General features: G+C 43.9%; 18 protein-coding genes, 2 pseudogenes and 1 riboswitch. Of the genes and pseudogenes, 10 read left to right on the top strand and 10 right to left on the bottom strand.

Annotation, left to right across the window (positions count from 1 at the left end; translation table 11 throughout):
- The first annotated feature begins 67 nt into the window (after positions 1 to 67).
- The 6 genes from AC1DWN_RS09375 (at position 68) to AC1DWN_RS09350 (ending at position 3,914) form a co-directional block, all read left to right on the top strand.
- Positions 68 to 295 carry a spore germination protein gene (locus tag AC1DWN_RS09375; RefSeq protein WP_477558633.1) on the top strand — a complete coding sequence of 76 codons (228 nt, stop codon included), beginning with the start codon at positions 68 to 70 and terminating at the stop codon, positions 293 to 295.
- A complete protein-coding gene (locus AC1DWN_RS09370; RefSeq protein ID WP_477558632.1) occupies positions 292 to 495 on the top strand; it encodes a spore germination protein GerPB in 204 nt (67 codons plus the stop codon). Before AC1DWN_RS09375 ends, AC1DWN_RS09370 begins: the two co-directional genes overlap by 4 nt.
- 41 nt (positions 496 to 536) lie before the next feature.
- Positions 537 to 1,187 (top strand): spore germination protein GerPC, encoded by a 651-nt coding sequence (gene gerPC, locus AC1DWN_RS09365; RefSeq protein ID WP_477558631.1) that lies wholly within the window; start codon positions 537 to 539, stop codon positions 1,185 to 1,187.
- 51 nt (positions 1,188 to 1,238) lie between these two features.
- Positions 1,239 to 1,448 (top strand): spore gernimation protein GerPD, encoded by a 210-nt coding sequence (locus tag AC1DWN_RS09360; protein ID WP_477558630.1) that lies wholly within the window; start codon positions 1,239 to 1,241, stop codon positions 1,446 to 1,448.
- A gap of 1 nt (position 1,449) precedes the next feature.
- Complete coding sequence (locus tag AC1DWN_RS09355; protein WP_477558629.1) at positions 1,450 to 1,863, top strand: spore germination protein GerPE; 414 nt, start codon at positions 1,450 to 1,452, stop codon at positions 1,861 to 1,863.
- Between the two features lie 182 nt (positions 1,864 to 2,045).
- Positions 2,046 to 3,914 carry a squalene cyclase gene (locus tag AC1DWN_RS09350; RefSeq protein ID WP_477558628.1) on the top strand — a complete coding sequence of 623 codons (1,869 nt, stop codon included), beginning with the start codon at positions 2,046 to 2,048 and terminating at the stop codon, positions 3,912 to 3,914.
- A gap of 129 nt (positions 3,915 to 4,043) precedes the next feature.
- Here AC1DWN_RS09350 and AC1DWN_RS09345 read toward each other — a convergent pair whose 3' ends face one another.
- From AC1DWN_RS09345 to glgB, 5 genes and pseudogenes are all read right to left on the bottom strand, one after another.
- Entirely contained in the window at positions 4,044 to 6,011 is a 1,968-nt protein-coding gene (locus tag AC1DWN_RS09345; RefSeq protein WP_477558627.1) for a glycoside hydrolase family 15 protein, read from the bottom strand.
- Positions 5,993 to 7,392 (bottom strand): annotated as a pseudogene (locus tag AC1DWN_RS09340) (glycogen synthase). Before AC1DWN_RS09340 ends, AC1DWN_RS09345 begins: the two are co-directional and overlap by 19 nt.
- Positions 7,393 to 7,435: 43 nt before the next feature.
- The gene (gene glgD, locus AC1DWN_RS09335; RefSeq protein WP_477558626.1) at positions 7,436 to 8,548 is read right to left on the bottom strand and encodes a glucose-1-phosphate adenylyltransferase subunit GlgD; all 1,113 of its coding nucleotides are present in this window, start codon (positions 8,546 to 8,548) and stop codon (positions 7,436 to 7,438) included.
- Positions 8,545 to 9,711: a glucose-1-phosphate adenylyltransferase gene (locus tag AC1DWN_RS09330; protein WP_477558625.1), complete on the bottom strand. Its 1,167-nt coding sequence runs from the start codon at positions 9,709 to 9,711 to the stop codon at positions 8,545 to 8,547. The genes glgD and AC1DWN_RS09330 overlap by 4 nt, the downstream gene beginning before the upstream one ends.
- A gap of 16 nt (positions 9,712 to 9,727) precedes the next feature.
- Positions 9,728 to 11,635, bottom strand: coding sequence for a 1,4-alpha-glucan branching protein GlgB (gene glgB / locus AC1DWN_RS09325; RefSeq protein WP_477558624.1), 1,908 nt, complete (start codon positions 11,633 to 11,635; stop codon positions 9,728 to 9,730).
- Positions 11,636 to 12,315: 680 nt separating this feature from the next.
- On the opposite strand from glgB, the gene AC1DWN_RS09320 reads away from it, so the two are divergent.
- On the top strand, positions 12,316 to 13,215 hold the full coding sequence (locus AC1DWN_RS09320; RefSeq protein ID WP_477558623.1) for a PAS domain-containing protein: 900 nt from the start codon (positions 12,316 to 12,318) through the stop codon (positions 13,213 to 13,215).
- A gap of 2 nt (positions 13,216 to 13,217) precedes the next feature.
- On the opposite strand, the gene helD is transcribed toward AC1DWN_RS09320, so the two are convergent.
- Positions 13,218 to 15,545 carry an RNA polymerase recycling motor HelD gene (helD, locus tag AC1DWN_RS09315; RefSeq protein WP_477558622.1) on the bottom strand — a complete coding sequence of 776 codons (2,328 nt, stop codon included), beginning with the start codon at positions 15,543 to 15,545 and terminating at the stop codon, positions 13,218 to 13,220.
- Between the two features lie 183 nt (positions 15,546 to 15,728).
- A riboswitch (PreQ1 riboswitch) is annotated at positions 15,729 to 15,773 on the top strand.
- Positions 15,774 to 15,782: 9 nt separating this feature from the next.
- Here helD and AC1DWN_RS09310 point away from each other — a divergent pair.
- A complete protein-coding gene (locus AC1DWN_RS09310; protein WP_477558621.1) occupies positions 15,783 to 16,499 on the top strand; it encodes a queuosine precursor transporter in 717 nt (238 codons plus the stop codon).
- 259 nt (positions 16,500 to 16,758) lie between these two features.
- On the opposite strand, the gene AC1DWN_RS09305 is transcribed toward AC1DWN_RS09310, so the two are convergent.
- Positions 16,759 to 17,058, bottom strand: coding sequence for a hypothetical protein (locus AC1DWN_RS09305; protein WP_477558620.1), 300 nt, complete (start codon positions 17,056 to 17,058; stop codon positions 16,759 to 16,761).
- A gap of 66 nt (positions 17,059 to 17,124) precedes the next feature.
- Here AC1DWN_RS09305 and AC1DWN_RS09300 point away from each other — a divergent pair, with 66 nt between their 5' ends.
- Positions 17,125 to 18,012 (top strand): deoxyribonuclease IV, encoded by an 888-nt coding sequence (locus AC1DWN_RS09300; RefSeq protein ID WP_477558619.1) that lies wholly within the window; start codon positions 17,125 to 17,127, stop codon positions 18,010 to 18,012.
- Between the two features lie 76 nt (positions 18,013 to 18,088).
- Here the strand turns inward: AC1DWN_RS09300 and AC1DWN_RS09295 are convergent.
- The 3 genes and pseudogenes from AC1DWN_RS09295 to AC1DWN_RS09285 all read right to left on the bottom strand — a co-directional run.
- Positions 18,089 to 18,280 (bottom strand): annotated as a pseudogene (locus AC1DWN_RS09295) (MocR-like pyridoxine biosynthesis transcription factor PdxR); the annotation flags it as partial.
- 533 nt (positions 18,281 to 18,813) lie between these two features.
- Positions 18,814 to 19,506, bottom strand: a complete 693-nt coding sequence (locus tag AC1DWN_RS09290) for a DUF4367 domain-containing protein (protein ID WP_477558618.1) — start codon at positions 19,504 to 19,506, stop codon at positions 18,814 to 18,816.
- Positions 19,487 to 20,050, bottom strand: coding sequence for an RNA polymerase sigma factor (locus tag AC1DWN_RS09285; RefSeq protein WP_244556072.1), 564 nt, complete (start codon positions 20,048 to 20,050; stop codon positions 19,487 to 19,489). The genes AC1DWN_RS09290 and AC1DWN_RS09285 overlap by 20 nt, the downstream gene beginning before the upstream one ends.
- A gap of 449 nt (positions 20,051 to 20,499) precedes the next feature.
- Here AC1DWN_RS09285 and AC1DWN_RS09280 point away from each other — a divergent pair, with 449 nt between their 5' ends.
- Positions 20,500 to 20,892, top strand: a complete 393-nt coding sequence (locus AC1DWN_RS09280) for a BlaI/MecI/CopY family transcriptional regulator (protein WP_477558617.1) — start codon at positions 20,500 to 20,502, stop codon at positions 20,890 to 20,892.
- Position 20,893 lies beyond the last annotated feature (1 nt).

Here is a 20,893-nt window from a genome sequence, read left to right as displayed (position 1 = left end):
GTATGTAGCAGGTAATACTTACGTATGAAATCATCATGTTCTAATTAAGAAAAAAAGGGGGATGCTCATGCCAGCAGTCGTCGGATTTGTCAAAATTATTAGCATCGGCTCCGGCTCAATCGTTCAATTCGGTGATGCCCTAGAAGTGTCGCCATCCAGCAACTCAAAGACTTATGCGGGATCCGGTTCTTTCTTGACGGGGAGCTTAACAAACTCAAATAACGCTGTCAGCGCTACAAATACGCTTGATCCAGACGTGCAAGATAATACAGTAAATGAAGCAAGTATACTATGAACTGGACCATTCATCAGCAAATAACGATTCATCTGCTCCGCGTAGATAGTGTGTCCAATAGTTCCGTCCTTCAAGTCGGAAGCGCAGGTTCTATCCGATCCTTATCACAGTTGTATAATACAGGCGGGTTCACAGGACCTGCCCCTCAGCTAGGTGAAGAAAACCCGCTTTCCTTCGTACCTCTTCCGAACCCGACATAACCTCTACAAACGTCATAAACAGCAGAAGGAGGAGTACCTTTATGCAGCAACAAACACCAATTTCGCCTTGGCAAGCCTGGTCACTCGAAATACAGCAAAAAGTTACAGCACAGCAAGAGCAAATTGAAAATTYAGAAAATCAAGTTGCAGCATTATGCGATAAGCTGAAGCAATTTGAAGTACGCCCTACTTATCACATAGATAAAATTGAATACAAGTTTGACCAATTAAAAGTAGAAAAACTAGATGGCACGCTTAATATCGGCATGACTGCACCTGGTGGTGGAGGCAACCCTTTTCCTGACAACATTGAACAGTTATCAGTTCCATCACAGCAATCATACCCTTCTGCGGGGCCGACCACTACACCAACTTCTGGTCCATACAACGATATTCAGTCAAAAATGAATCAATATTTAGACAATCGTGCAGAGCAAAAACTGCTGACCTACGAAAAAGAGCTAGGCATTCCGTTAGATCCTTATCATCGCCGCATCGTAATTGAGGATATTCGCAAGCAAGTGCCTTCGCGTATTCAATATTATATGCAGCGAAGTGATGACCCGAACGGCCAACAGGCTTCTTATGAAGGAGAAGACTTAATCGACTTTGTACTTAACAAGACAACCAGAGATACCGATGCTGCGCTGCTCGCTTATATGCGCCAGTTGCAAAACGGTAATCAGCAATAGGCCCTGTCAATCCATTGATTTGGTTAACTTTATTACTAAGGAGTACTGCTAATGATCCATTTCCACGTTACTAACCATTCATTATCTGTTGGACAGATTGAAATTCTCGGCGTATCAAGCGCCTCGATGCTTCAAGTGGGGGATACCGAATGTGTTCATTTATACTCGATGTTTGATACACCTCCTGAATCCGTCATTGTCGGTCCATTAGCACCGTTTCCTTCTCCTGAGGCGGAGAGTATTGCTGTCGAGGAAGCGTGACATGACAATCTGTGTTCGGACGGCAAGTATAGGAGCAATATACGTAATAAGCTTAGCGCAATCTGGCATCTTACAGGTCGGTGACCGCTACGCCACGAATGCCAAGCTGCAAGCTTTAGCTGTTCAACGTCAGGAGAGTCATGCGACCGCAGGCGAAGTTTTTTTTGAATCGTATCGCATTTTCTCTCGCGATCTTCCCGAATTGACAGATTTGTATGACGGAGATGGACAGGTCGTCCAAATGACTCGAACCTTATGCGATCCAAGAATTGTCGTTGGATCTATTCGCGTCATTGCCGCCGGTTCTTCGGCAAGCATCCTGGCGGGCAATGGCAAATGTTATACTGCCGATTCTCGCATAAAGCATATTCGCCAATATCCGAGACCCAAACCTATTACACCTAGCAATTGTTAGGGGACTACTGAGTCCCCTCCTTAGTCAGCCTTTCATTTCAACAAACACAATAAGCAGAAAGAACAACTGCAAATCGTAATAATTCAAATACATTATGTTAGGACAAGCCATATCTCCGACTTTCAACGCCGTATTCCGCATATACATKAAGCAACTACTGAAGCAAAGGATGAATGCTGCTTATGGATATGAAACGGATACACGAACAAATTGAACACATGACTGTTGAACTGGAGCGGCAGCAATCCTCTGATGGAGCATGGCTCTTATGTTTGGATTCAGGGACGATGACTGATGGCTATTTTATAATTATACTAAGACTGCTAGGACGATCAGACGAAACGTTCATTCATCTACTGGCTTCTCGTATCGCCTCTAAACAACAGTTAAACGGATCTTGGAAAATATACCCTGACGAATTGGACGGCAACCTGGAGGCTACTGCTGAAGCATGCTTTGCACTTTTGTATGCGGGATATTATGCTGCAAATGATCCGCGAATACTGCAAGCTAAGCAATTTATAAGAGCAAAAGGCGGCTTATCCGAAATGCGAAACCTGTTCACTCAAGTTTTGTTTTCTGCAACAGGACAGGCAGAATGGCCCTATTTGCTGCGAATCCCACTAGAAGCATTTTTCTCCAATCTCGGAATCGGCCTGGATCTCTTCTCACTCTCCGGTCATGCGCGTGTACATCTTATTCCTATCCTAATTATGTCAAACAAATTATTCAAACGTAGCACTCCAACGATGCCCGATTTATCCGATCTATTCCTAGGCATTTCCCATACGTTCTCAAATGACACGACTTGGATTTCCGCCCTAAGCGAAATTGTCGGTTCTTTGCCTTTGAACAGCCTTCTCCCTTTAGACTCTTCCTCTGCTGTAGAGCAAGCTGAAACTTTCCTATTCGAGAGAATCGAACCTAACGGTACTCTACTTACTTATTCAACAGCAACCATGTTCATGATATTGGCAATGTTAGCATTAGACTATGACACGAACTCCCCTACTATTAATCGTATGGTACTTGGCGTTCGCTCGCTTCTTTGCAAGGATAGCTTCCATATTCAAATCGCTTCATCCGAAGTTTGGGATACAGCTATGCTGAGTTATGCATTGAGTGAGTCGGGGGTTTCTACACAAAGCAACGTTTTAGAGAGTGCGGCGGCCTATTTAATGACGAAGCAGCAAAATCGTCCTGGAGACTGGGCTATACGTAATCCGAATACGCCTCCAGGCGGCTGGGGGTTTTCCGATGTGAATACGATTTATCCCGACGTCGATTGCAGTGCAGCCGCATTGCGTGCTATCAKACCATACATATCACACTCTGATGGCTCCTACGCGGACTGGCAAAGAGGATTGAACTGGGTATTCGCATTACGAAATGATGATGGAGGCTGGCCCGCATTTGAACGCAAAGGAAAGCAGCTGCCCGCAAGCTTTTTCACGTTTGAAGGGGCGGCAGATATCGCTACGGATCCTTCGACCGTCGACTTAACCGGGCGAGTATTAAGCTTTTTAGGAAAAGAACTAGATATGAGCATCGCTCATCGTTGGATTGATGAATGCGTACAGTGGATACTGTCACAACAATCCAAAGACGGCAGCTGGTATGGGCGCTGGGGGATATCCTACATTCATGGAACAGGAGCAGCTGTTCAAGGGATGATAGCTGTCGGAGTCGCCGAAGACCACCCAGCGATCATGAAGGCGGTCAAATGGCTGCTCGATATCCAAAATGAGGATGGAGGCTGGGGAGAATCCTGTCTCAGCGATCAAGTCAAACATTACGTTCCCTTGCATTACAGCACACCTTCACAGACTGCATGGGCACTTGATGCACTGACAGCCGTATATTCAAAGCCGACGCCAGCGATTGAGAGAGGCATTGACGGTCTGCTGCAAGCTCTTGGAAGGAGAGATTGGACCTATACGTACCCTACAGGAGCAGGACTGCCTGGCAGTGTATACGTACATTATCCTAGCAATAATTACATTTGGCCCATGCTTACTCTTGCCGCGGCTGTGAAGAAATACGGCACTTAAAAAAGCTAAAAAAAGAAACAACCGTTTTCAGGTTGTTTCTTTACATACGACCGTCCCCCACTATTCTGAAATGGAAGGAGAATCGTCTATCCTTCTGGCTCTAAACATGAAGCTGGAATGCAGTAGTGGTCAGCAGTTGTCTCGCAACTGCTTATACTTCTCTGCATACTTACTCACACTGTGTACAACCGTAGCATGCGACCATGTAAGCGGTGCTACTGACAGCGGCGTTCCATCGTATGGATTAAGCTGCTCCGGCAGTAATCCGCTTTGCAGTGCATGGTCAGAAACCCATTGCAGTGTGCGGCGCGGCCCTTCTAGTTCATCCAAGCTTTTCGCTGAATCAATTTCGAAATTTGCTACCCATAGCGTACAAATGATCCAAGGATTGCCTGGCACTTTTTCGATGTCACCAGATTGTTGGAAGTAATAATCGTTCGTATAACGAGCGATTCCTCCAATATCTGTTTTTATTTGTAAACCATCCTTAATCGCCAGCATCGTCTGTCTCACACGATAGTCGTCTACAGGCAGCACGCCAAACTCAAGAACTCCGAACACACTGCTTTCAAGCGTCATATCCTTCACCCAACGATTATCTTTCTGGATAAGACCACGTGCGAATCGACCTGTCTCCTCGTCCCACAACTGAGTGATAATACCGTGCTTTATCGTTTCAGCTGTATTCTTGTAATGATCACTTCTCTCGTAATCACCGAATAGTTCCGTAAAGAAAGATGCTGCCATTAACCCGCCATATACCGATGCCGCTGTGTACGTCCATATCCCATAACGTTCCTCCCAAAGGTCGTAGCTAGGCTTAGGCAGCGAGAGGGAATGTTCCATGTATGAACTCAGAAATGTTGCAGCTTTGCGAATTAAGTTGCTGTACAAGGACTGTGGAAGCTCTATCACCTGATTGCGCGAATAATCCTTCCACAAAGCGAACAACACAAGTGCCGTTTCGTCCTCCTGAATAGGCAATCGTCTGCTTCCCTGTACGATATACGGATGCCAGCTAGAACCTACTGTTCCATCCGGATTGTACTTATGATAGAGGTATCCATCTGGTGAGAGAGCCTGTGCGCAAAAATGGAAGAATGGAGCAATTACGCTCTGATAACCAGCCATTGACATAGCATCCGCAATAAGTGCACCATCGCGCGGCCACATGTAGCTGTAATGATCACGATTATATTGCAAAATATCTGTGTCATTCGCCGCCAGTATCGCGCCACGTTCATCTACTTGAGTTCGTACAAGCAAGAGACTTTGCTTAAACATTTTGACAACATCATGAGGTAAATCACCTAAATCCGTCTCCGCTCTGCGCAGCCAATGCTTCCAATATACGACCATGCGACTAAGGAGTTTCTCGGGATGATTCTCATGTACGTATTGATTTAGTTCTTTCACTTCTTCTAAGTTTTTACCGATCGACATCCAATAATAAATGGTCTTTTCCTTGCCTGGCGGGATAATGGTACGAAAGCTGATCGTGCTGTCAACAGAGCCTTGAGCAATTGAATTACCCATAAGAACTCCATCCTCTGCATCGCGCCATGTCCCTTCCGCAGATTGAAACCTCTTAATCCCTGTTGAATACTGCATCATGCCGCCTTCATCAGAGAAACCATTAAACATAAAGTAATTAGAACGCTTGTAATGATACAGTGTATGATTCTCAGGATAATAAACCGCTGTATCTCCAACCTCAGAGCCATCAATCATCAAGTCCTGATGGAAGAACAATCGCACTTCTTTCTGCTCATTTGTGTTGTTCCGAATGGCGACGCTTTTAATGTAGATGCATTCCCGCTGATGAATACCATCATTCATATGAAGTTCAATACCTAGACCATCATGAATAGCCGTTACGTTAGTAACCAATGAGTCCTCAATATAATCAAGGTCAAACCTCCATGCTGGGTCATCAAGCCAAGAAAAAGCACCTTCAACCCACACGCCTAAACGACAATATTRACCCCCTACATGATTTAACTGACCAACATAGGGATAATAAATATCTCGGATATAACAATGCTGATCTAGATTCAGCAGCATTTTGCCGTTGCCGATTACAAGGTGACGGGCCATGGCTGTTTCTCCTTTCGATCCGCTAGAAGTAGGGAATATATCGTGAGATAGGCTTTTGCGGAACGATTCCAGCTATAATCTTCTTTGGATCCGTTCATCACAATTTGCTTCCATGCTTCTTCGTTCCGGTATACAGCTAACGCTCTTTGGACTGTATACAAATATTCATGCGCATTGTAATTGGTGAAAGTAAAGCCATTGCCTTCCCCCGTATATTCGTTGTAAGACTGCACCGTATCCTTAAGGCCTCCGGTCTCACGAACGATCGGCACTGAGCGGTACCGCAGCGCTAGCAGCTGACTGAGACCACATGGCTCAAACTTCGAAGGCATCGCAAACATATCTGAACCTGCATAAATTCGCCGAGCCATCCGATCGTCATAGCCTAGCCAAATGGCTGCTTTGTCAGGATGCCTTTTGGCTGCATCTTGAAAGAATTGTTCGTATTGCTGCTCGCCCGCTCCTAGAATAACAAGTTGTACATCCTCCGTAAGTAACTCTTCCAATGTTGCCGCAATAAGATCAAAGCCTTTTTGCTCTACAAGTCGAGATACAATGCCAATAAGCGGAATGCTTTCTGATTCGGGCAAGCCCACCTCGCGCTGTCATTCATCGGATCAAACAACTCATCGTCAATACCATTTACGATGCCAATTAAATCGTCAGAACGATAACGTAGCAAGGAATCAAGCCGCTCGCCAAAATATTCGCTTTGAATTTCTTGCGCATAAGTGCCGCTTACCGTCGTGAGCTTGTCTGCAAAAACGAGTCCACCTTTCATACAGCTGGCCGCCCCGTAAAACTCAAGACTATCCGCAGCGAACATCTCATCGCCTGCACCAATTAGTTCTTTTAGCAAATCAATGCTGAACAAGCCTTGATATTTTAAATTATGGATCGTGAATACAGATTTCGCATAGGACCACGCTGGATCAAAGGCATACCTCGTCTTAAGCAGAAACGGAATAAGACCAGTTTGCCAATCATGGCAATGAACTAAATCCGGCTTGAAGTCCATATAACGAACAGCCTCCATGACTGCGAAGCAGAAAAAAACAAATCGTTCTGCATCGTCGCCATACCCATAAAGCCCTTTTCTCTTAAAATAGAACTCGTTATCGACCAAATAATAGGTGACGCCATCCAATTGTCCTTTAAACAAGCCGCAATATTGATTTCTCCACCCAAATGACACCGTAAATTTGGCTATTAACTCAAACTGTTCTGAAAGCTCTAATGGAATCTCTTCATACTTAGGCAGCACGATTCTTGTATCAACGCCTCGTTTATTCAGCGCCTTCGGCAATGCCCCAGTTACATCTGCAAGACCGCCCGTCTTAGCGAGCGGAACTGCTTCAGAGGTTGCGAACAAGATATTCATAGGCTCTTCCTCTCCTTGTTACTCTTCTCTATCTCACTCTTTATTAAATTACTTTACGCTTAGCCGCTAAAAATGGTGAACTCGCAGCACCGCGAATATCACGGTCCTCTTCCACTCTTACATCTTTATCTAGAATACTGTGTTGTATAAAGGTATTCTCGCCAATAACTCCATTTTGCATGATGATGCTATTTTTTACGACCGCACCCTTCTGCACATTCACGCCTCGGAACAAAATACTATTTTCAACCGTTCCTTCAATACGGCAGCCGTTAGCAATTAGCGAATTTGTCGCTTTAGAATCAACCATATACCTTGCCGGGGGCTCATCTTTTACCTTCGTAAAGATTGGACCAGGCTGATAAAATAATTCTTTCCATACTTCTGGTTTTAGTAAATTCATACTATTTTGATAATAGCTACTCATCGTATTAACAACACCTAAATAACCTTCATACATGTAGCCATATACATTCAGCTTATCCAGCCTGGAGAAAATAGCATGCCGCACAAGATGATCTTGACCTTGCGCCAGTGAGGTTTCTACCAGCTCCATCAGCAGCTCTTTGCGCATAATATACATTTCCATGGAATTGATGTCGCTTGCCATACGGCCATAATGATCTTGTATAGCAGTAATCCTTCCGTCATCATCCATCTTCACCTTACGAGCTTTGCCTGTTAGTAAATCACTCTGCTGCTTGCAGACTACTGTAATATCCGCTTCGCGATCAATATGAGACTGAATAACCGGCTCAAAGTCAATATTGCAGACCATATGACTTCTTGTAATAACTACATATTCAAGCGTAGAACGATTAAAATAATCTCGCTGCTGATAGAAATGATAAAGATCACCCCGGCTTATTTCTTGGATATCATCAGACGCCGGCGGGAGAATAAACAATCCGCCTTGACGATGCTGCAAATCCCAATGTTTGCCGGATCCAAGATGGTCCATTAATGACCGATATTTCGTATGAGCGAATACCGCAACCTTTGAAATGCCTGAATTGACCATACTAGACAGTACGAAATCAATTAATCGATATCTTGCACCGAAGGGAACCGTAGCAAGACATCGCCCTTGTGTAAGACTCTCAAGCTCGTCTGTCTCATGAATCAGATTAATAACGCCCATTACTTTGTGCTTCATGAGTGCTCCACCTCCTGCAGCAAATGATCATTCGTGACAAACTGATCAACAGCGACGACAGTAATCGCTTCATCATCCGGACTTCCAATCGTCACGCCTGCTTGAATGACCGCACCTTCGCCAATAATGGCTCTGTATATACGTGCGCCATCACCAATACGGACATTTGGCATAATAACAGACTCCGATATATAGCTGTTCCTTGCGGCCTGCACTCCGTAGAACAAGACGGATCGATTGACCTCGCCCTCCAACATGCAGCCTTCATTTACTAAAGATGAGGTAACTACAGCTTCAGCTCCAATATGCTGTGCAGGACGATTAGGGCTTACGGAATAGATTCGCCAATCCGGATCTGATAAATCAAGTGGTGGCTCTTCCTCTAGTAAATCCATATTGGCTTCCCACAAGCTTTCAATGGTTCCAACATCTTTCCAATATGCCTTGAATGGATAGGAATGCAGCCGTTTCCCATCTCGCATCATCGCTGGTATGATGTCTTTGCCAAAGTCATGACTAGAGTTGCGGTTTGCTTCATCGTATATCAAATATTTTTGCAATTCAGACCAAGTAAAAATATAAACACCCATGGACGCAATATTGCTCGTTGGCGTCTTCGGTTTTTCCTCGAAGGCTGTAATTCGATCCTCATCGTCAATATGCATAACGCCGAATCTGCTGGCTTCTTTCCACTCCACCTCGATACCTGCGATCGTAACGTCAGCGCCGCTCTTCTTGTGGTGATTCAGCATCAATTCATAATCCATCTTATAAATGTGATCGCCTGAAATGATGAGAACATATTCCGGGTTATAGGGCTCTATGAAAGACATATTTTGATAGATAGCATTTGCTGTTCCCTTATACCAAACTCCGCCCTTTTGCTTCACAAATGGGGGCAATATCGTCATTCCGCCATCGCGGCGGTCAAGTCCCCAAGGGCTGCCGATTCCAAGATACCGATTTAACTCGAGCGGTTGATACTGGGTCAAGACACCAACTGTATCAATACCCGAATGAGCGCAATTGCTTAATGTAAAATCTATAATGCGGTATTTCCCTCCGAAGTAGACAGCTGGCTTAGCCAAATCTTTCGTTAGTACGCCAAGTCTCTTTCCTTCACCTCCGGCGAGCAGCATAGCAATCATTTCTTTTCGGCCCATGGACATCAACTCCCACTCAATGTGTGTCCCCCGGCTCTAGGATGATCATTAGGAATGTGAAGGGGGCTAAATGAAACGAAATACTTTGATTGTGACCGTGCCAAGCTACGTTTTCGCTGCTAAATCCAAGCGGCGATCGTGCAGCTGTTCCTCCATACTGTGAGTCATTGCTATGAATGAAAGAGCGGTAAAAACCTGGCTCTGGTACACCAACACGATATTGCGTATAGTCATTTCTGGAAAAATTGGCGATTACGATGGAAAAATCAGAATTTCCACAACGGATAAAGGATATTACAGATTGCTCTGCATTATGAACATCAATCCACTGAAAGCATTCTGGATCGCGATCTCGTTCCCAGAGTGACGGCTGATCTCTATAGACGAAATTGAGGTTTTTCACATAATGTTGCATGCTTTGATGCAAATCATATTTCAGCACCATCCAGTCCAGCATATCGCTGTCCTTCCATTCGTCGAATTGCCCCCATTCACTGCCCATGAAAAGCAGCTTCTTGCCGGGATGGGTCATCCAGAAGCCATAAAACAGTCGTAACTGAGCAAACTTTTCTTCATAAGTACCTGGCATTTTGTTCAATAAGGAACGTTTGCCGTGAACAACTTCATCATGTGAGAGAGGTAAAATGTAGTTTTCTGAAAAAGCATATAGGAGCGAGAACGTAATCAGATGGTGGTGGTGCGAGCGTTCGGGCGGATCAAGCGCCATATAGCGCAGCATATCGTTCATCCAGCCCATATTCCATTTAAAATTAAATCCGAGGCCGCCTTTGTAGGTAGGAGATGTGACGGCAGGCCATGCGGAAGAATCTTCTGCTAGCATAAGCGTGTCGGGGTAGTAATGAAACACCGTTTCATTGAGCTTCTTAAGAAAGCGGAGTGCGTCTAGGTTATCAGACCCTCCGAGTGAGTTGTAAGTAAACAAGTCGGGCGATTTATCCATATGCAAATTAATCATGCTGGCAACAGCATCAACACGTAAGCCGTCAATATGAAACATCTCCATCCAATAGATGGCATTGGAGATTAGAAAGCTGATGACTTCATTTCGACTGAAATCGAAGGCCAAAGTCCCCCAGAGTGGCTTTTCGGCATACTTAGGGTCATTCCCCTCAAAGATTGGTGTACCATCAAACAACCGCAAGCCGTGATCATCCTTACAGAAGTGTCCAGGTACCCAATCCAAAATTACACCTATGTCAAATTGATGGCAGCGATCTACGAAATACATCAGTTGCTTAGGTGAGCCATAACGGCTCGTCACTCCGTAAAATCCAGTAATTTGATAGCCCCAAGATTGATCGAGAGGATGCTCTGCAATCGGCATTAATTCAATATGTGTATATCCCATCTCTGAGACATATGGAATGAGATCCTCCGCCAATTCCTCATACGTGTAAAAATCTTCTTTACCTTTAATTTTCCAAGAGCCAGCGTGCACCTCATAAATGAGGAGAGAATTAGAGTAAGCAGGCTTATCCCGCTTTTTCTTTAGCCAATTCCCGTCCTGCCACTGATAACCGCTTAGATCAGTTACAATGGATGCCGTTCCAGGTCTCCGTTCGGAAGAAAAAGCATAGGGATCAGCTTTCCGAATAACCTTTCCTTCGGTCGAAATGATTTCATATTTGTACAAATCACCTTCTCCGATATACGCAATAAACAAGGTGAATATACCAGTTGAGCCTACCCTATCCATCCGATAACTCTCGCCTTTCCAGCTATTGAAGCTGCCAATGACTCGAATCTCGGCGGCATTTGGGGCCCATAATGTAAATCGGACGCCATCAATTCCATCCTGCATGGTAAGGTGCGCACCCATAAAACGATAGCTATGATAAGCGCTGCCTTCGTTAAACAAATACAAATCCTCATTCGATAAATCGTTATATGCGGTTTGAACCATCCTTGTTATCACCCCCATTGGATGAAAATTGTTGAGTCAAAACCAGCCTAACCTAATTACTTTATCCATATTATACATGTTTTGTTGAAAAAATCACACTCCATTTTCATAGATTTTGATGCTTTCCGTTCTCTTGATGTTAGGTTATGTAACATTGTTGTCGATTGATAGCATAACTCGCTGAATATAGTAATGTTTTGAACAGTATCCCTTCGAAATCGACATATTCGTACAATTAACCCATTTACAAGCTTTTTTTATTTTCATGCGATCTGGTCGTATCATATGCGGGTCTCCATGACGTAAAAGTCTTTGATGATGCATGGCGCACAAACCTTTTGCTTTTAACGGTTTTATACATTTTTCAATGCTGCAAAAATTCATGTATAGTCTCTCCCTATGTATATGCCTAAAAGGCACCCATCCGCTTTTATTCGGATACATTCATCATTTTAGCGGTAAAAGAAGACATAAGAAAGCTGACTGTGAGCTGATTACAGCCTGTCTACTACATAAAAAGCAGTCTTTTCAGACGTTTTGATTGGATTAAGCTACCAAGTTTAATTAATTAAACTGTAGACTGTAAACTGTTAAAAATACCAACTTGTGAGTCTTTCCTTGATATTTTATAATCGATAAGTCTGTCAACAAGTAGACAAACAATTATAGGAGGCTAAGGGTTGTCTATCTATCAACAAATATTTAAAACCTTGGAGCAGCCGATGATCATCCTTCATATACAAAGTGGACTGCCACAAATAGAGGATGCAAATGATGCGTTTTTACGGCTTACAGGATATACACTTACTGAGGTTCAATCCAAATCAAGTCATTATTTACTTCAAAAATATAAGTTGAAAAGTCATAACAATCGACAGTTCATAAACAGCGAGAATCTGCTGTATACAAAACTGAAACGTCCGATTCCTGTTCGTGTGACGCAACAGCTATTACCATCTATTGAAAATGATAAATCAAATAGGTCTTATATTACCTTCGTAGATTTATCTGGTTACAAGTGGATAGAGCAGCAAACGCAGAAAAACAAAGTATTGATAAGTGGTATCGTTGACAGCCATCAACAAATTCGATTTTTGCGCGACAGCTTCGCTCCTCTCATGTTTGAGCCGGATGTTAAGATGGAAGAAGAATCTGTGCTGAATTTCATTGCAAGTGCGGAGCACACGAAATTTAAGGAAGCTTTAGCAGAAGCAGACGTATTGAAGAAAGAACGAAGTTTGATCATACATACAAGTAAGCTGAGCGGAATTGAGCTCGAGCTGTCCGTTACYTTCACTCCCATTCTCGATGGCTTTGAAAATAGTAAGGAGTTCGCTTTTGTCATTTGGGACGTTAAACCGCTTGATGACAAAATTGATGCTGCAATGAAGCTTAAAATATGGATGGCTCGGCGGGATATAACAGCCGGACAGCTCTCTGATAACACAGGCATCTCTATTCAAACCATTTCCAAGCTGCGCAACGGAAAAATAATAAAGCCCCAAAGGCTCACAGCAGAGCTGATCGCCTCGGAGCTTCAAGTAGATGTCCATGAAATATGGACAAGTGTTAGAAAATAAACTTAAGAAATAAAGAAAGTTAGGTCATTCGTGTAAAACAAATGCAGCTCGTGCATAGCTCTTGTACAAGCCGTGTAGAACAACTTCCTCTCACTCTCACGTCCGTAGTATTCATTAGATGCATTGCTAATGACAACTGCATCGAACTCCACTCCTTTGGCTAGATAGGCTGGTATAACAACCAAGCCCTTCTCAAAGGTCACCGTTTCTTTCTCAATCAGACGCAGCCCAGCAAAATGTGGGAGCAAATTCTTATGTATGAATTTGCTCTCTTCTGCTGTTTTACAAATGATCGCAATGGATGGGAAATCCGCCTCCTGCAACTCTTCAATCCGCTTAGTTATAAGCTGAAATAATTCAGCTTCCGATTTTGCTTTCGTTACAGTAGGCTCCGCCCCATCACGATTAAATGGCTCAATCAAATGCCCGCCCTCAATCATCTTGCTTGTAAAGGCGACAATCGGCCGAGTTGAACGATAGCTTCTGGTTAAAACAATCTTCTCCGTCTCCTCTTCGCTATATAAATGCGACAAAGGTTCAAACCCATCTACCGCAACGGAATGAGAAAATATGGACTGATTCACATCTCCAAGAACAGTCATTTTACAGTTAGGAAATATACGCTTTAAATAATGATATTGGAAAGGCGAATAATCCTGAGCCTCGTCAATGAATAAATGTTTGACTGATGTATTGGTATGAAATCCTTCTAGCCTTTGCTTTAAGTATAAGTAGGGAGTCGCATCCTCATAATACATCTCGGCTCTCTCAAGCATGGCAATAGTTAGCTCGCTGATTTGAGGCCATGCTTCCGGAAGCGGAAGCTCTTCCGATGTTAATCGCTGAAGCAACGAACGATCTCCTACAAACAACTGTTTATAAATAGCCGGTACATTCAAAAACCGGAGCCTTTTGACTCTTCTCCGTAATTTTTTGAATTGCTTCTGAACAACCATCGCCGCCAAAAAATCCCTTTCCGAGTCAAAATCATCAAATGAATCTTTCGTAAACCGTTCCTTACGCTGAAGCTCCTCATAGGCATGAGCGTACGCTTCCTGGTCCAGCAGCTCGATCTCTTCATCCACCCACTCATTACTGCGTTCTTCCCGGCCTAGTCTAGTTAGCTCCTTCAGCATCCAATCCGCTGTTAAGAGCATCCGATTGCCTATTGAATACGTACGATCAAGTTTATAAAACTGCTCTGATATGGCTTCTTCAGACAGTAGCGTCCTACCCCGGAAAGTAACAGGAGTAAATGAAAGGCCGCTCTCACCGAGCTCAGAGACATATTTCTCAATCAATTGCATAAATGCTAGACCAGATTTGTATATAATCGACGAAATCCTCGTATCGTAGCCCGACTCATTTATTGCTGCCAACGTATACTCCATTTGAGAGAAAGGGTCCTCAAGCGCAAAGGACTTACCCAGCCTATGCTCCAAGTACTGCTGATACGTTGTCTGCTGCATATTTTGTTCACCCAGCTCGGGCAATACAGTTGCAACATAGCTGTTAAACATTGGGTTTGGTGAAAATAATACAATTTGATCGGCATTTAACGTGCCGCGGTAGCGATAGAGCAAATAGGCTACACGCTGCAATGCCGCTGATGTTTTCCCGCTCCCTGCAGCACCTTGAACGATGAGCAGTCTTGCCCTCTCATTTCGAATAATACGATTTTGCTCTCGCTGAATTGTTGCGACAATGCTCTTCATCTGGGCGTCAGATTGCTTGCCAAGCACCTCTTGCAGCAACTCGTCTCCAATCGTAACGCCTGTATCAAACATACTGCGAATTTGTCCATCACGTATCATATATTGACGCTTTAATGTCATTTCACCGCTGATCTGACCACTCGGTGTATCGTATTGGACGGGTCCAGGACTATAATCATAGTATAAGCTTGAAACTGGAGCTCGCCAGTCATAGATCAAATAAGTTTGACCGCTCTCATCAAGTAAAGACCCCACACCCAAATAAATTTGATCCGCTTCGGAAAACCCTTGGTCTATTAAATCTACTCTTCCAAAATAAGGAGTCTGCTCTAGCTTAGTCAGCGTAATTAGCTGCTGTTCTGCATGTCTATGACTCCGCTCTCGTTCTGAAAGCACCTCAGCCTGCTGCTTCATGCTGGCATGTGATTCAGCTGACTCAGCAGCATCCTCAAAGTTAAGCGTCACATCATCCCAGAAGTTGCGGCGTATATCAACGATATCTTCCCTCATACTTCCGACTATTTTACGAAATTCTTCTATACGCGCACGAATAATACTCGTCACGTCGTCTACTCGCAGTTGTTCTTGTTGCAACTGATCATTTTGAGTATCCATAAAAACACTCCTTCCTGTTTTCGAAGCCGAAATGGCTTCGCAACAACGTGCTCAAAAGCCGTGCCATTTATTTTACCATCTCTAACCTCTAAATAAAACGTTACCGGATAAGTATTGCCGCCCATCCTTTAACCGTTTATAATGACAAAGGCAGAAAAGTAGCTCTAAGTTTCATCATTAACGCAAGCCGCGGTTCGAAAACTCCCGCGTCAACAAAACTAGGAGGTTGTCAGTCATATGTTTAATTTGTGGTTTGGCGCGATTTTTATGCTCGTGCATTTTTTGTTATTTCTACTTTCTTATCGTTTTTTTGGTCGTCTAGGCATTTATGCTTGGATTGGGATGGCTACAGTACTAGCCAATATTCAAGTTGTGAAGACGATTGACATTGATGTCTTTGGTATTGCAATTGCAATTACACTTGGGAATACAATGTACGGCACCATATATCTGGCTTCAGACTTATTAAACGAAAAATACGGTGAGAAGGCTGCAAAAAAAGCGGTATGGTTCGGATTTTTCACTCTAATTGCCACAACAATTATTATGCAGATGGCCTTGCTGTTTAATCCGCATAATGATGAATTCCCTTTGCAGGTTCAAGGAGCGTTAGAGACGCTTTTCGGCTTAATGCCTAGAATCGCCTTGGCAAGCTTGTGTGCTTATTTTGTGAGCCAATTTCTCGATGTTAAGATCTATACCTTCTTGAAACGACAGTGTCCAGCTCCGAATCAGCTCTGGATTCGAAATAACGGAAGCACAGCTGTCAGTCAGCTTGTTGATACGTTAATCTTCTGCACAATAGCATTTGCTGGAGCAGAAGGATACGATAGTGCTCTCTGGCTATCGATATTCTTATCGACATACGTGATTAAGTTCATCGTATCACTCTGCTCTACTCCATTTCTATATGCAGCTAGAAGCTTCACATTCAAGGAAGATCAAACAAACTAAAGGAAACAAACAAGAGCGGGATCGCCAACTGCCTGGCCTCCCGTCATTGAGTGTTTAACTACTTACATCCACTTGAATAAGAAAAAGAAATGAATTAATGAAGATAATACTTCATTGCATTTAAAGCAGAGGGATTCGAGAATCTTCGATAGATTCTTGAACCCCTCTGCTTATTTTTTGACTCCGCACTATTAATTATTAGGTCTTGTGAAAATACGACCTCGCGTTTTGCCCTCTCGAAATTGTTCCAATGCATCATTTAGCTCATGGAATGGGACTTCAGTACATCGACACCATATACGGTTGCACCAGCTAAGGATGCGATACGAAGACCGTTCATTCCCAGCCCGCCAAGCCCAATGTTTCCAACGACATCGCCCGGTTCCGCCATTCCTGATGTCATCACGGCATGATAGGACGTGACGATCGCATCTATCCCTACTGCGACTTGTTCAAAGGAAACTTCATCCGGAATCGGAATAAGGCGAGAAGCGCGAAACAATACTTGTTCTGCATACCCCCCATTAATGTGAATACCCGCCACGCCTATCCCCACCATTATTTTTAAAATCCTCTTAATGATATAATTAACACTAATTTCTTTAAAAAGAGCGGAGTGGTTATCATGTCAATCTTGATTGGATCTCATGTATCCATGGGAGGAAAAGAGATGTTACTGCAAGCAAGTAAAGAAGCAGCCTCCTATGGTGCCTCAACCTTTTTAATTTATACAGGTGCTCCTCAAAATTCAAAACGTAAATCAATTGATCTCTATAACATTGAGAGTGGACACGCCCACATGAATCAACATGGTATTTCTAACATTGCTGTTCACGCTCCTTTTCTCATTAACTTAGCAAATACGAAGAGAAAAGAAGTTTTCGACTTCAGTGTAACTTTTCTTCAAGAGGAAATAAAACGGACCGAATGTCTGCAATCTAAACAATTGGTATTACATCCAGGATCGCATGTAGGCGCTGGTAGTGAAGAGGGAATCAAACAAATCATACGGGGGTTAAATGAGGTTTTAACTGAGGATAGTCATGTACAAATTTCGCTGGAGACAATGGCTGGAAAAGGTACGGAATGTGGTCGAAACTTCGAAGAGCTCGAAAAAATCATAAATGGCGTTCATCATAATGAACGGTTATCTGTCTGCTTAGATACGTGTCATATTCATGATGCCGGGTATGATATAGTAAATAATTTCGACGGCGTACTTGAGATGTTTGATCGCGTGATTGGTATAGACAAACTAAAAGTACTTCATATTAATGACTCTAAAAATGAACGAGGCTCAAGAAAAGATCGCCACGAAAATATCGGTCATGGGTACATCGGTCTAAAAGCTCTTGACTATATCGTGCATCATCCTCAACTAACTAAGATTCCTAAACTATTGGAGACACCATCTATAGGTAAAATAAAATATAAAGATGCGCCTTATAAACATGAAATTGCACTACTAAGAAGGGAGATAACAGAACCGATAACTAAGCTCACTTCGATATAATTATATATGTAGTTCTCCCCGAATAAATGATTATGCCCTCAATCTCAAATTACGACTTCGTCTTCAAACATCATTAAAAGCCATGACTGAATAATTTCTCATAAACAATCTGTATCGTTGAGCGGGAGACACCAACTAATAGTGCAAGTTCGCGAGAAGGCAGCAGCAATTCGCCTGCGGGCCAATTGCCGGTTGTGATATTATGAATAGCTTGGTCAAGCAGTTGCTGCCATATTAGGCGTTTGTCTTCACGGTTAATTTTTAGCAACCATTTCACCTCTAGTTGTTGTCGAATTTATATATGGATATCTTTAATTACTTCTATTAATTGATTTATAACTTTCCATTTATAGATATACGGTCATCGTGATTCATAACCCCTATGCTGTCAACCAAATAAAAAAACGCAACCTCCATGAGGTTGCGTTAACTGTTTTACTCTTTCAGACTATTTATTAGGCCTTGTGAAAATACGACCGCGCGTTTTTCCCCTACATTTGATGTATTTCCTTCGAAGCCTACTCACTTCATTACGTCCGCKCGGACTGAACCCCTGACCTCATCGMTGCCAGCGATGCGCTCTCCCGTATGGGGATATTACACTACCCCAATTTATCTAGCATTCGCTCAAGGTACAATTTCTCTTAATAGGTGCCAGCATCAATAAGTATAGAATCACGGTTGGGGGTGTCTATGGAGTCAAAGCTTGATAATACCCTGCAATAAATCCTTTACTGACGAAAAAACCCACCTCGACGGGTGGGGCGTTCAATTCATTCACGATATACACGCATCAACTCATTAAGGCTCAACCGATTCGGCTACCTTCATGGCCTCATCGCCCGAAATCGGACCGGACACGCCATACTGAATGTCGTCAACCACCCAGAACAGCTCCGTGAACTCGGCTTGCTCGAAAATAAAGCCGTCCGCTCCGCCCACTTTGGTCTGTGTGAACAGGTCCGTCGGGAACGCCGCCGGCATGCGGCTCGCGCTGAACGTCACCGTCTTATCACCCGAGCCGTATGTGAAGTTCAAATCTCTGAGCGGTTGGTCCTTCATTCCCACGCCGACGATCTCAGCCAGCTTGAAGCCTTCCGGGGCGACTTGAGGAACATGCACACCGGAACCGAAAGCTGTTTTCGCTGCCTCCGCCGTTCCGAATGGAGTTGTAATCAATTGGGACAACTCCGAACCTGTGGCTCCTCCGTTTCCGGGCAGCACGGTTCCCGACGAATTATCCGTTGGCGTCGGTACTGCGGCGGGCTCTTGCAGCATCGGCAATCCCGTCACTATGACGACTGCCGCGACCAGCGCTGCCGCTCCTGCAAGCCAGGCTTTCGGAAGAACGAATCGGCGGCGGCTTCTCTGTTCCGCGGCGGCTTGCTTCCTGATCTTCTGTTTAACGCTATCGCTCAATTCCATTTTAGAAAACAACATATCATCCGACTCCTTTTGCAAATGTTGACGTAAATTACGCTCCATGTCCGTCATCGGTTATCTCCTCCTTGCGCATTTCCCGAGCCAACGCCTCGCGCGCCCGGTGCAGTCTGTTTCTCACGGTACCCTCGGGCGACGACGTCGCTTTCGCAATTTCCCGTGTGTCCAAGTCCAGATAATAATATAAATACAAAGCCTCCTGATACGGCAGAGGCAGACGCAGCATATGCCGCAAAATCTCGCTTTTCTGCAATCTTTTAAGCGCTTCTTCTTCCACGTTGAATGTCCGTCCCCGCTCCATCCGGCTGGGATCGGTCGGCTGTTCCGTAAACATCCGCACGCCCATCTTGTCCCGGCAAACGTTGATGGCGATCGTCGTCAACCAGGTTTTAACCGCGCTATCTCCACGAAACGAGTTCCAGTTGCGATAAGCGCGAAGGAATACCTCCTGACTGATATCCTCGGCAAAATGCCGATCGCCGGTATAAAAATAAGCGGTGCGCATGACCGTCGAGCCATAGCTTTCCATCAGCTGCTCTAGAGCTTGAGAGGGATCTTTCGGGAAATTTTCCTTGTTATTCGAGCCGGCCGGCTTCACTGAATTATCACCTCCACCATATTAGACGGCCTGAGCGCATTTTTCGCTGCACTGCGCTTTAAATCTGACAGTCCATTAAAGATTTTGCGAATTTGAGCTTAAGTCCCCATACTCCTTCTAGCTTGAATTTCATACGATGAAAAGCCACATGAACAGTATGCCTGTTTGATGCGGCTTTTCGACTTCATCTTCGGTTTAAAAGTTCCCCAATATCCGTTTATACTAACACTCTTTTCTCTACATGACCTCTTCGCTGCCAGCGATGTGCTCTCCCACCTAGGGGTATTACACACCCAAAAATAAGCAACTATAATTGATAATTATTATTTCCGACGTTATAGAAAGTGAATGGTACGAGACGTTTGTTGACACAATAGGACTACACGTGTAGTATATGGATTGTAGGCCTACGATTGTGATCCTTTTACATGTAACAGGAGGTTTCAAGAATGATAAAATTACCACAAATCACAGATGCAGAATGGGAAGTTATGAAAATCCTCTGGGCGAAGGAGGAATGCCCATCCAGCGAAATTGTTAAACAACTAACGGAAACAATGGACTGGAGTCCGAAGACGATTCGTACGTTGCTTAACCGCCTGGTGCAGAAAGAAGCGGTTGGAATAAACAAAGATGAATCGCGACGAGCCCAATTGTTTTATCCATTGGTTTCAGAAAATGAGTATTTGCAAAGTGAAACCAAAACCTTTCTACAAAAATTGTACGGTGGAGCCATTAAACCGATGCTTGCTAACTTCCTGCAGGAGAAAAAACTGACGGAACAGGAAATCAATGAGCTGAAACAATTATTCGATGATAACAAATCGAAGACAGGCAAATAGC

The sequence above is a fragment of the Paenibacillus sp. P4_A7 genome, from assembly GCF_056402455.1.
The sequence above is the reverse complement of the archived record's forward strand: the minus strand, read 5'-3'. Positions and strand labels throughout refer to the sequence as shown.

Bases quoted from the DNA above. Each gene is read 5' to 3' on its own strand.
- glgB (WP_477558624.1), bottom strand. From the start codon at position 11,635: ATGGTTCAAACCGCATATAACGATTTATCGAATGAGGATTTGTATTTG.
- AC1DWN_RS09290 (WP_477558618.1), bottom strand. From the start codon at position 19,506: ATGACGGACATGGAGCGTAATTTACGTCAACATTTGCAAAAGGAGTCG.
- AC1DWN_RS09370 (WP_477558632.1), top strand. From the start codon at position 292: ATGAACTGGACCATTCATCAGCAAATAACGATTCATCTGCTCCGCGTA.
- AC1DWN_RS09300 (WP_477558619.1), top strand. From the start codon at position 17,125: ATGTCAATCTTGATTGGATCTCATGTATCCATGGGAGGAAAAGAGATG.
- AC1DWN_RS09360 (WP_477558630.1), top strand. From the start codon at position 1,239: ATGATCCATTTCCACGTTACTAACCATTCATTATCTGTTGGACAGATT.
- AC1DWN_RS09375 (WP_477558633.1), top strand. From the start codon at position 68: ATGCCAGCAGTCGTCGGATTTGTCAAAATTATTAGCATCGGCTCCGGC.
- AC1DWN_RS09310 (WP_477558621.1), top strand. From the start codon at position 15,783: ATGTTTAATTTGTGGTTTGGCGCGATTTTTATGCTCGTGCATTTTTTG.
- AC1DWN_RS09330 (WP_477558625.1), bottom strand. From the start codon at position 9,711: ATGGGCCGAAAAGAAATGATTGCTATGCTGCTCGCCGGAGGTGAAGGA.
- AC1DWN_RS09280 (WP_477558617.1), top strand. From the start codon at position 20,500: ATGATAAAATTACCACAAATCACAGATGCAGAATGGGAAGTTATGAAA.
- helD (WP_477558622.1), bottom strand. From the start codon at position 15,545: ATGGATACTCAAAATGATCAGTTGCAACAAGAACAACTGCGAGTAGAC.
- AC1DWN_RS09305 (WP_477558620.1), bottom strand. From the start codon at position 17,058: ATGGTGGGGATAGGCGTGGCGGGTATTCACATTAATGGGGGGTATGCA.
- glgD (WP_477558626.1), bottom strand. From the start codon at position 8,548: ATGAAGCACAAAGTAATGGGCGTTATTAATCTGATTCATGAGACAGAC.
- AC1DWN_RS09355 (WP_477558629.1), top strand. From the start codon at position 1,450: ATGACAATCTGTGTTCGGACGGCAAGTATAGGAGCAATATACGTAATA.